Below are 8,778 nucleotides of genomic sequence, written 5' to 3'. Positions count from 1 at the left end.
TTATTATCGCGGGGTGGAGCAGTCTGGTAGCTCGTCGGGCTCATAACCCGAAGGTCGCAGGTTCAAATCCTGTCCCCGCAACCAATGGTCCCGTGGTGTAGCGGTTAACATGCCTGCCTGTCACGCAGGAGATCGCCGGTTCGATCCCGGTCGGGACCGCCATTTAAATTTTAAGGCTCGGTAGCTCAGTCGGTAGAGCAATGGACTGAAAATCCATGTGTCGGCGGTTCGATTCCGTCCCGAGCCACCATTTTTTATGTATTTTTTTATTTGTGCCGGTGTAGCTCAGTTGGTAGAGCAACTGACTTGTAATCAGTAGGTCGAGGGTTCGACTCCTTTCGCCGGCACCAGTAAATATGGAGGGGTAGCGAAGTGGCTAAACGCGGCGGACTGTAAATCCGCTCCTTAGGGTTCGGCAGTTCGAATCTGCCCCCCTCCACCATTTAGGGGCATAGTTTAAAGGTAGAACTGAGGTCTCCAAAACCTCCAGTGTGGGTTCGATTCCTACTGCCCCTGCCAACTTCTTAATAAACTATAATTGTGGCGGTTGTGGCGAAGTGGTTAACGCACCTGATTGTGGTTCAGGCATTCGTGGGTTCGATTCCCATCAGTCGCCCCATTAATTAATATAACTGGAATTAAGTCTTCATTAATATATAGTAATGTCGACGATATTCCGTAAAATTTCCTGAGTGGAAATTTTCCAGAATATCCTCTTGCGATGCAAAATCATGTAGAGTATTCGAGGGAGATTTTCATGAAGCATCTTCAATGGGCTATAGCCAAGCGGTAAGGCAACGGACTTTGACTCCGTCATGCGTTGGTTCAAATCCAGCTAGCCCAGCCATTTGCGGAAGTAGTTCAGTGGTAGAACACCACCTTGCCAAGGTGGGGGTCGCGGGTTCGAATCCCGTCTTCCGCTCCAGCGGCGGCATAGCCAAGTGGTAAGGCAGAGGTCTGCAAAACCTTCACCACCGGTTCAAATCCGGTTGCCGCCTCCAATAAAAAGTCCACCATTATTTTATATGCCGGGGTGGCGGAACTGGCAGACGCACAGGACTTAAAATCCTGCGGTAGGTGACTACCGTACCGGTTCGATTCCGGTCCTCGGCATCCTTACAAATTTTAGCTTTACATGCATTATTTATATATTCCGTGCCGGTGTGGCGGAATTGGCAGACGCGCACGACTCAAAATCGTGTTCCTCTGGAGTGCCGGTTCGACCCCGGCCACCGGTATCATAGAACATCAGCAAACGCTGATATAATCAAGTTTCTCACTAATTGTGGGGAACTTTTTTATTTTTCCTTATCACTACTAAATAATCACAAGTAGGGTGTGGGAGCTAGTGTATAATGGCATGAAGACAATTGCTTAATGAGAACGAATTACGAATAGTTAACAAAATGTCATTTGTAAAAACAGATGAGGAAGCATTTAAATGATTCACGAGGATTGCCAATTACGGACTTGAGGCCTCATACATTCAAATTTTATCATGAGAGTCTTAAGTACAATAAACGAACATTAGTGGTAATGACAGAGAGATTAAGGATATGACATTAGGGTTTGGAATATTTTGTGTGAAAATTGTTTGTTTGAGCCATCCAGAGTTAAGCAAATTTGCTAAAACAGAAGAGTTGATTAGGATGAAATGGAGATGGTATGGGTTACATATAAGCAAATGATTAGTTTTAGCTAAGGATGTTTTTTTAGTAGTGGTGATTTACTATAGAAAAGAAGGAGATTAGAATATTCTAATCTCCTTCTCATTAACCATTTTTTTTGCAATTAGTTTAAAATCTTTTTCACTGATTTCTAAATGTCCATATCGAAAAGAATAACCCTATACTTTTTCGGAAAGGTACGTAATTATTTCCCATATCAACCTGAATGACATCATCATCCAAAACTTATCCGATAGCAGTAAATTTTTGATGGGGAGTACTTTCTGTGAATTTGATTTTAGGAAAGTAATAAATAATCCAATCACCAGTACTCATCTTTTTTAAAGGTGCTTGTTTGTCATGACATAGTTGAGCAAACCCACCTTGCACTGCACTTATTACATGGTCACGTGAAGCAACCCCGATCCAGTATCTGTTATTCTGCATTAAAGTCAGCACTCACAACTATTAGACAAATCTGGAATGAAATTGATAGTTATTAGTCCCAGTTTATGGAATCATTAGTCGTTGATTTTGTACCATATGTGACCATTGTATCATTTGGGCGTGTTACGGAAATAGAAAGATTGTAATCATCATAGATTTCGCCTAATCCTTCTTTTTTGTTTTCATTCGTGGCTTGATTAGAGAGTATTCTTGCCATTTGTTCACCTACCATTTGCGCTTGTCTTATTTCAAAATCTGGTGGAACTTCAATAAGTAATTGAATCCCCAAAGCATTTACGATCACTTCAGCTTTTTCTACTTTTTCAAAGTCTTCCATTTTTGTTATCGTATCTGAAATAGCAGACTTCGTTAAATTAGTTACTCCAATTTCTTGAGAACTACAACCAACAAACAGGAAACAGAAAATTAGGAAGATAAAAATTAATACTTTTTTCATTTGCAAATTCCTCCATTTTTATTTAATACACTGTAGTATCTTTATGGTTTGTTTAATTTTCCTCTAGAGCAGTATTTTCATTTGATCTTGTCAAATGGATGTTCCTACTAATTTTAATGACTGGACGGATCAGCAATTGAAAACTTGCTATGACAAAATAACACGTTCCTATAAAGTGTGTTACCTCCCCAAAATAGAGTCCTATATCCTCTGCACCTTCTTTTCACTATTAACCACTCTCAATTTTCTATTTCCCTAAAACTAGAATGGGTAATCCTCTTTTTTATTGCTTTCCTAGTTTTCTTTTAAACGAAAGCTACTACCTAGAGTCTGAAGCTAACATTCTAGGTGAAGTGAAGTTAAAAGGCAATTGAGGTGAAAGAGTTTACTGATATTAAGAAAAATGCACCTTACACACTAGAATTCACAAAAAATGCACTTCAATTCTGTAAACCTTATGAATAAAGGTGTTACGGGCTATATTCGACCCCGGCCACCGGTATCATTAGGTAAAGTCGATTTTAATTTAAAACGATAAAACACTCACAAATGTTGATATATCAATGTTTGTGGGTGTTTTTTGTTTTGTCGGAAAAAGGTTGGAGAAAAAGTATATGGCGGTATGACCGAGGCCGTATTGAATAATCATGAGTTAATGAAAATTATCCTTCCGATATTTCGTTCAGATTATGGGATCTTAGAAACTTCGACAAAAACTTATACAAAAAATTGATATTGAAACACATTTGTCATGGGGAGAAAACGAAAAGGCGGAGGATATTAGTGCTGCCATGAAGTGGATAGATTATATAGTTCAGGATTTTAATCTTATCTCGAATAGAAATGCAGAGCAAGTGTTCATCCATAATAAGGAAGAGGATATCGTACCATACATCTATCCGATTATGGACTTATATGCAATGAATGTAAAAGATTTATAGGGAGCAATACATCCCAAGTCGTAGTCACGCATCAGACCTCGGAAGCTTAAAAACAGGTGATAGATAATTTATAATAAAAATGTAAATATTTCCAAAATATAGAAACTACGAAGCAGATGAGAACTTTCGTAGAAAAGCATGGAGCAGGGAGGTTAAGAAAATGTTATTGAAAATTGTAAAGAATGATTTCATCAGAAACAAAATTGTAACAACAGCAGTATTTGTATTTATCACAATGGCGGTTATTTTGGCAGCAAGTGCCATTAATAACATTGCCAATCTAATTCAATCGATGTCCGAACTACAAGAACGTGCAGTACCAGCAGACATAACGCAGATGCATGCCGGAGAATATGACCAGACAGAAATCGATCAATTTACAGAAGAACAGCGAGAGAATATAGCGATGCAGGAAACGATGGAGCATCTGACTTTGGATGGAAATAATATTCATTTCGGAGAAAATCAAACGATGGCTGGAACGGTACAGGATATTTCGTTTGTTGTACAAAATGATAAATTTGATTTTATTTTGGACCTGGATAATGAAAAGCTGGATGTAAGGGAAGGGTTGGTTGCGGTTCCAATCTTTTTTATGGAACAGCATGACTTAGAAATAGGTGATTCGATTAGGGTGATAAGTGGAGAGTACGAAAAATTGTTTGTCATTTCAGATTATGCAAGAGATTATGAAATGAACTCTTCACTTACTTCTTCGAAACGGTTTGTGATCAATCAGAATGACTATGAGGAAATGCTTGAAATCGAGGGTATGGAACTGGAATATCTAATCGAATTTAAGTTGAATGAAAATGGGGATTCTTCTGCTGTTCAGACTGCATATATCGAATCAGGTCTTCCAGCAAATGGACCTACTGTCGGAGGAAATATCTTTCTAATATTTAATGCTATGTCAGACTCTGCAGTTGCAATGGTCATCATACTTATTAGTATTCTGCTGATTATTATTGCTTCACTCTGTATCAGACTTACGTTTTTGGCAACAATTGATGAAGATATAAGAGAAATCGGTGTGATGAAAGCAATCGGAATATCCAAAAAGGATATAAAAAAGATCTATTTGAACAAATACAGAGTCATGTCAATAGCAGCCGGTATCATAGGATATCTCCTATCCTTTGCAGTGGTAAATCTATTTAACGGGAATATGAGACTTTACCTATCTTCCGATTTATCAGGAGACCTAAAATATATATTATCTCTTATCGCTCCATTATTTGTCTATTTTATGATTGTGGTGTACTGCAAAAAAGTATTGAAAAGAATCGATAAGATTTCTGCGGTGGAAGCTTTAAGGAAAGATGCTTTGGAGAGCGGAAAGAACAAAAAATACAGTTTTTCACTGCTTAAGAACGATTTTTTCAGCACCAATATTTTCATGGGACTGAGAGATGTTTGGAAACGATTCAAATTATACAGGCTGCTGTTGGTTATTTTTATCGTATGTACATTTATCGTTATCCTTCCTCTAAATATTTATAACACCATGAATTCACCGGAATTTTCCACCTACATGGGAATAGCGAAATCCGACATGCGAATGGATTTGCGAAAGACAGATACGATTACAGAAGAATTTGAAAAGCTGCAGGACGAACTAAAAAATGATTCAGATATTGAAAAGCATGCTGCCTATATCACAAGTTCCTATCAGGTTAAAAATGTGGAAGGTTCCTGGGGCTATATGAATATTGAAATAGGGGATTTTTCCGTATTTCCATTAACTTATTTGGAAGGGAGAGCACCAGATGGTGAAGGGGAAATCTCACTTTCCTATGCAAACACGGGAAATGATGGATTGAACAAGAAAGTTGGAGATGAAGTAGTAGTAAAGGCTGGCGAGTCAGAACAGACGTTGAAAGTAACCGGAATTTATCAAGATATTACAAATGGCGGTAAAACAGCAAAGGCTCATACAAGTCATGGTGTAAATGAAGAGGCTGTTCTTTGGTATATTGTGAGCCTGGATTTGGTTCCTGGCGTTGATAAAGTTGAGAAAATGAACTACTACAAGAATGCTTATAGCTCTGCACAGGTAAATGATCTCAGTGAATATACGCGGCAGACGCTTGGAAATATCATCGAGCAGATGAGTACTATAGTGATAGGCGGAATCGCCATCGCAATCATTATAGCTGTCTTAATCACGGCATTATTCCTTCGGATGCTATTATCAAAGGATATGTCTCAGAACGCCATTATGAGAAGTGTCGGATTAACATCAAAACAAATTAGTCATCAATATATGGCAGGAACATTGATGGTCCTTGTAGTGGGAATTATACTTGGCGTAGTGATTTCGAATTTATTAGGGGAGTTTCTGGTAAGTATGGCGATGTCCTCAATGGGAGCGGCAAAAATTGAATTTGTCCATATTATATGGCAGACTTGGCTGCTTTGTCCGTTAGCACTGATTTTATTTGTTGGCTTGACGATATATATGTCATGTAAGGTAGCCGTAAAAGATGATATATCTGTTGCATTAAGAAGTTAACAGGACTAAAAAGCTACTGATAAAGGCATTTCTGCTGATACAGAAGAAAAATCCTGTGTATCGTTACCAACTGTTTACCCTGAAAATAACATCCCAGGATTCTCTGAGAAAATAGACTTTGATCTTAATATTTTGCATGGGAGGAATATCGATGAGAGATATAGTAGAAACAAAAAGTGGACTATCGATGAGAAATATAGTAGAAACAAAAATTGGACTATTAAAGAGCAATATAGTAGAAGCAAAAAGTATGAACAAAAAAGTAGCATTAGGGAATGATCATGAGCTTCATATTTTGAAGGATGTTAACCTGGATATCGAAGAAGGTGAATTCATTTCGGTTATGGGACCATCCGGAAGCGGTAAATCTACATTGCTTTATAATGTAAGTGGAATGGATCGATTTTCTTCCGGCAGTGTGACATTTAATGGCAGTGAAATTGGCAGCATGAAGGAAGAAGAACTGGCACAGCTTCGTTTGAAGAGCATGGGATTTATCTTTCAAGATATAAATTTATTAAAAAATCTATCATTGATTGACAATGTGATGTTTCCTGCTCTTGTATCAAAAGAGGTAGATAAAAATGTTGTATATCAAAAAGCAAAAAGGCTGATGGAAATGATGGGAATTGAAAAGCTTGCTGATAATCTAATCACTCAAGGCTCAGGTGGGCAGCTGCAGAGAGTGGCTATTTGCAGAGCATTGATCAATGATCCGGATATCCTATTTGGAGACGAACCAACCGGAGCATTAGATTCCAAATCCTCCGCAGACATTATGGCCATTCTGGCAGAGATTAATAGGCAAGGGACAACAATCATGCTCGTTACGCATGATGCTAAGGTGGCAGCCAAAACTGAAAGAGTATTGTTTATGGTAGATGGGAAAATTGTGACACAAAAGAAAATGCGCAAATATGATCCACAGCTTGATGATATAAAGAGAAGAGAAGAAAACATTATGAAATGGTTAGTGGAAAATGGCTTCTGATTTTTCAGAGGCACCTGCAAATCATCATGTTGAATTAGTTAAAATGGTTCAACATGTGGTGGGGTCCGTTTGTATTACTAAAAATTAGGCTTATCAAAAGGGCTCCTACAAAATATCGAACTTTAAATTGAATAAGTTGTAGAACAATTAGGATTGACCATACTGGTCAATCGTGATAAAGTAAAATTGACCACACTGGTCATATCGTTGAAAGGAATGAAAGACTATTAATACAAATTTTCACAGTATAAAAATCGATAAACGAGAACGTATCCTTAATGCAGCAATGGAACAATTCGTCCAGAGTGGTTATGAAAAGGCCTCAACAAATGAAATAGTCAAAGAAGCTCAAATATCTAAAGGGTCATTATTTAACTATTTTAATAATAAAAAAGATCTATATCTATATTTAATTGATCATGCACTTAAGGTTCTTGATGGCATATATGATGAAATAGACATGAATGAAAGGGATCTTTTTAAGCGTATTAGTCAGATTGGATTTATTAAGTTAGGAATTCAACAGAAGTATCCATTAGTATTTGATTTTCTAAGATCAACACAAGAAGAACAAGCTGTTGAAGTTAAATCTGAGGTTGAAAAAATTTTGGGTAATACGTTGAAAAATGGCTTGAGCCGTCTTTATGAAAATTTGGATTGGTCAAAATTTCGGGAGGATGTTGATTCTGAAAAGGCGTTTCAAATTCTAAATTGGACGATGGCAGGTTTTGCAGAAATTCAAATAAAGAAATTAGACTCTTTTGAAAATGTTGGAAAAGAGTTGATCTCAGAATGGGAAAGCTATTCAGAGATTTTAACGCGTTGTTTCTACAAAGAGGAGGAATAAGCGTTTATGAGTTTATTAAAAGTAACCAATTTAACGAAAAAGTTTGGGAAGTTTACTGCTTTGGATGGGGTCAGTTTTGAAGTGAATAAAGGTGAAATACTTGGGTTTATCGGACCTAATGGTGCTGGTAAGTCGACGACGATTCGAGTGTTACTAGGGATATTAAAGGCAACTTCTGGAGATGTTCAAGTATTTAACAAAGATGCATGGAAGGATGCTGTGGATATTCATAAGCGGATTGCTTATGTACCTGGTGATGTGAATTTATGGCCAAACTTAACGGGTGGAGAAGTTATTGATTTATTTCTAAAATTAAATGGTAATGTAGACAAAGTTAAACGGGATGAGTTAATTAAAAGGTTTGATTTAGATCCTTCCAAAAAGTGTAGAACGTATTCTAAAGGTAATCGCCAAAAGGTTGCATTGGTTGCTGCGTTTGCAACTGAAGCGGATTTATTTATTTTAGATGAGCCTACTTCTGGCCTTGATCCTTTGATGGAAAAGGTGTTCCAGGAATGTGTGTTGGATGTAAAGAAGCAAGGAAAGAGTGTCTTGCTATCAAGTCATATCTTATCAGAAGTAGAAAAGCTGTGTGACCGTGTTACTATTATTCGTCAAGGTAAGATTATTGAGTCAGGAACTCTAAATGAATTACGTCATTTAACACGTACACAAATGACTGTTGAAGCCACACAGCCAATTACAGGTTTAGGTGAGGTGGAGGGTGTTCATGAGTTAGAAGAAAGTAAACACAGTTATAGATTTCAGGTCGATGGTGATAGTATGGATGCTGTAATCAAGCATATTAGTCAATATGGAATCATTAGACTAGAGAGTACTCCACCAACGTTAGAGGATTTATTTATGCGTCATTATGAAGGAGTAGTCGATAAGGGAGTAGGAGGGGAATAGT

Annotated in this window: 7 protein-coding genes and 12 tRNA genes; 17 read left to right on the top strand and 2 right to left on the bottom strand. The window is 37.5% G+C overall.

Annotated elements, in window-relative coordinates:
• Positions 1-7 precede the first annotated feature (7 nt).
• The 12 genes from BLQ56_RS15115 to BLQ56_RS15060 all read left to right on the top strand — a co-directional run bounded on the left by BLQ56_RS15115 (position 8) and on the right by BLQ56_RS15060 (position 1,238).
• A tRNA-Met gene (locus BLQ56_RS15115) sits at positions 8-84 on the top strand.
• A gap of 2 nt (positions 85-86) precedes the next feature.
• Positions 87-162: transfer RNA gene (locus tag BLQ56_RS15110), tRNA-Asp, on the top strand.
• 12 nt (positions 163-174) lie between these two features.
• Positions 175-250, top strand: a tRNA-Phe gene (locus BLQ56_RS15105).
• Positions 251-274: 24 nt separating this feature from the next.
• Positions 275-350 (top strand) — tRNA-Thr (locus tag BLQ56_RS15100).
• 8 nt (positions 351-358) lie between these two features.
• Positions 359-442: transfer RNA gene (locus BLQ56_RS15095), tRNA-Tyr, on the top strand.
• A 3-nt stretch (positions 443-445) separates the two neighbouring features.
• A tRNA-Trp gene (locus BLQ56_RS15090) sits at positions 446-519 on the top strand.
• A 24-nt stretch (positions 520-543) separates the two neighbouring features.
• Positions 544-619: transfer RNA gene (locus BLQ56_RS15085), tRNA-His, on the top strand.
• A gap of 153 nt (positions 620-772) precedes the next feature.
• Positions 773-847 (top strand) — tRNA-Gln (locus tag BLQ56_RS15080).
• 3 nt (positions 848-850) lie between these two features.
• Positions 851-925 (top strand) — tRNA-Gly (locus BLQ56_RS15075).
• Between the two features lie 2 nt (positions 926-927).
• Positions 928-1,001: transfer RNA gene (locus tag BLQ56_RS15070), tRNA-Cys, on the top strand.
• Between the two features lie 26 nt (positions 1,002-1,027).
• Positions 1,028-1,113, top strand: a tRNA-Leu gene (locus BLQ56_RS15065).
• Between the two features lie 44 nt (positions 1,114-1,157).
• Positions 1,158-1,238 (top strand) — tRNA-Leu (locus BLQ56_RS15060).
• 675 nt (positions 1,239-1,913) lie between these two features.
• Here BLQ56_RS15060 and BLQ56_RS24225 read toward each other — a convergent pair.
• Together BLQ56_RS24225 and BLQ56_RS15050 are read right to left on the bottom strand one after the other, a co-directional pair.
• Positions 1,914-2,114, bottom strand: a complete 201-nt coding sequence (locus BLQ56_RS24225) for an EVE domain-containing protein (RefSeq protein WP_338011853.1) — start codon at positions 2,112-2,114, stop codon at positions 1,914-1,916.
• Between the two features lie 52 nt (positions 2,115-2,166).
• Positions 2,167-2,571 carry a hypothetical protein gene (locus tag BLQ56_RS15050; protein ID WP_090856029.1) on the bottom strand — a complete coding sequence of 135 codons (405 nt, stop codon included), beginning with the start codon at positions 2,569-2,571 and terminating at the stop codon, positions 2,167-2,169.
• Between the two features lie 791 nt (positions 2,572-3,362).
• On the opposite strand from BLQ56_RS15050, the gene BLQ56_RS23215 reads away from it, so the two are divergent.
• The 5 genes from BLQ56_RS23215 to BLQ56_RS15030 all read left to right on the top strand — a co-directional run bounded on the left by BLQ56_RS23215 (position 3,363) and on the right by BLQ56_RS15030 (position 8,777).
• Entirely contained in the window at positions 3,363-3,512 is a 150-nt protein-coding gene (locus BLQ56_RS23215) for a hypothetical protein (protein ID WP_175490321.1), read from the top strand.
• Positions 3,513-3,672: 160 nt separating this feature from the next.
• Complete coding sequence (locus tag BLQ56_RS15045; RefSeq protein ID WP_090856026.1) at positions 3,673-6,027, top strand: FtsX-like permease family protein; 2,355 nt, start codon at positions 3,673-3,675, stop codon at positions 6,025-6,027.
• Positions 6,028-6,214: 187 nt separating this feature from the next.
• The gene (locus tag BLQ56_RS15040; RefSeq protein ID WP_090856063.1) at positions 6,215-7,018 is read left to right on the top strand and encodes an ABC transporter ATP-binding protein; all 804 of its coding nucleotides are present in this window, start codon (positions 6,215-6,217) and stop codon (positions 7,016-7,018) included.
• Positions 7,019-7,244: 226 nt separating this feature from the next.
• Entirely contained in the window at positions 7,245-7,865 is a 621-nt protein-coding gene (locus BLQ56_RS15035; RefSeq protein ID WP_274380240.1) for a TetR/AcrR family transcriptional regulator, read from the top strand.
• A 6-nt stretch (positions 7,866-7,871) separates the two neighbouring features.
• Entirely contained in the window at positions 7,872-8,777 is a 906-nt protein-coding gene (locus BLQ56_RS15030) for an ABC transporter ATP-binding protein (protein WP_090856020.1), read from the top strand.
• The last annotated feature ends 1 nt before the right edge of the window (position 8,778 follow it).

Source organism: Litchfieldia salsa (assembly GCF_900104555.1).
Taxonomy (GTDB): Bacteria; Bacillota; Bacilli; order Bacillales; family Bacillaceae_L; genus Litchfieldia; species Litchfieldia salsa.
The sequence above is the reverse complement of the archived record's forward strand: the minus strand, read 5'-3'. Positions and strand labels throughout refer to the sequence as shown.

Coding starts and splice junctions, on each gene's coding strand:
- BLQ56_RS15045 (WP_090856026.1), top strand. CDS start 3,673: ATGTTATTGAAAATTGTAAAGAATGATTTCATCAGAAACAAAATTGTA.
- BLQ56_RS15040 (WP_090856063.1), top strand. CDS start 6,215: ATGAGAAATATAGTAGAAACAAAAATTGGACTATTAAAGAGCAATATA.
- BLQ56_RS15050 (WP_090856029.1), bottom strand. CDS start 2,571: ATGAAAAAAGTATTAATTTTTATCTTCCTAATTTTCTGTTTCCTGTTT.
- BLQ56_RS15030 (WP_090856020.1), top strand. CDS start 7,872: ATGAGTTTATTAAAAGTAACCAATTTAACGAAAAAGTTTGGGAAGTTT.
- BLQ56_RS23215 (WP_175490321.1), top strand. CDS start 3,363: ATGAAGTGGATAGATTATATAGTTCAGGATTTTAATCTTATCTCGAAT.
- BLQ56_RS24225 (WP_338011853.1), bottom strand. CDS start 2,114: ATGCAGAATAACAGATACTGGATCGGGGTTGCTTCACGTGACCATGTA.